Origin of the sequence: Weissella sp. DD23 (genome assembly GCF_001579105.1) — a bacterium.
Taxonomy (GTDB): Bacteria; Bacillota; Bacilli; order Lactobacillales; family Lactobacillaceae; genus Weissella; species Weissella cibaria.
The window spans coordinates 474,369-475,579 of sequence record NZ_KQ970390.1; the positions used below are offsets into that span (position 1 = coordinate 474,369).

Sequence of the window (1,211 nt, forward strand, 5' to 3'; positions counted from 1 at the left end):
ATTGTGAGTCCTTAAACAACATAGTTTTTCACCTGTTTCTCATAATTTATTAACAAAACACACTATACGGACTTATTTTTTATTCGTCAACCCTAAATTTTACTAAAACAAACGAAGGAGTTGACGATCCAAGTGAATCACCAACTCCTTCGTTACTGTCATAGCTTACCAATGGCGCCGATTTAAGTAGCTCATGATAGGCGTCGCAATGACGCCTACCAAAATGGCCGAAACAATAATTTCGACAATGCCATTGACCCCTGCAACTGATAAAATCAACCAGCCTAACAAATGATTATTCGGAATGCCAGTGAACGTCGTGTGCATGACGGTGAATCCGAGCCACGTAAATAACAGAACAAACGCTGTATTAATAAATGCAGCCAATCCACCCAATCCTATAAAAACAATCGGCTTTATTCGCTCAGAACTATCCTTGAAAAAACGCCAATATAAGAACCCGATTATTAACCCAACTAACTGAAGAATTTGGTAGCACGGAATACTTATTAATCAAAATATCGTGCTGTCATCACTGCATCACCAGACGTCGTATATAGTTCAACAACATCATTATCGACAACCAGTAACACATCCCCAGAAACCTTTGCCTGCCTAATTTCAGTTTCGCCCGACTCCCACGCAATTCGTTTAATCGTAACGGTATCCCGCTCCCGTTGCACAATCATTGTAGCTGTTAGATTAACCTGCCATGTATCGGCAGTTACGCGCCAAAGTCCCGGTCCGGTAATTTTGTCAGGTGTTGCTTGACGAAACTCGCCTAATTCTGCAATGGCATACTGGCGCAGCCTACCGCCAACAAGGCGCAGTTCACGTGGCAGCGACAAAACATGCGCCCAACCAGCTTGCCTGGTTGGCAACGTTTTTTCTCGGTCAGACGGCATCATACCAGCCCAGCCCCACAATAAATGACGGCCAGCATGCTGCAAGGTTTGCGAGGCATAAAATTCAAATCCCTGATCCAACTCTTCGAAATCCGACGTCACTTCAAATGAACCAGATGTACTGTCAAACTTTCCCAGAACATAACCTGTGTTGTGAATGTTTTGTAACCGGTCGCCTTGGGCAGGTAGTCCCTGCGGTGAGAACATCAGCACATCTTGGCCATCAATTGTCAAAATATCTGGACATTCCATCATGTAGCCGCGATACGCCGTTACCTGTTCGCCTAAAATTGACCCCAGAAATGT

General features: G+C 44.3%; 1 protein-coding gene and 1 pseudogene. Both read right to left on the minus strand.

Features of this window, described 5'->3' with window-relative positions; translation table 11 throughout:
• Positions 1-165 precede the first annotated feature (165 nt).
• Complete coding sequence (locus WEIDD23_RS02280) at positions 166-387, minus strand: hypothetical protein (RefSeq protein WP_010373780.1); 222 nt, start codon at positions 385-387, stop codon at positions 166-168.
• 122 nt (positions 388-509) lie between these two features.
• Positions 510-1,211 (minus strand): annotated as a pseudogene (locus WEIDD23_RS02285) (beta-fructofuranosidase); the annotation flags it as partial.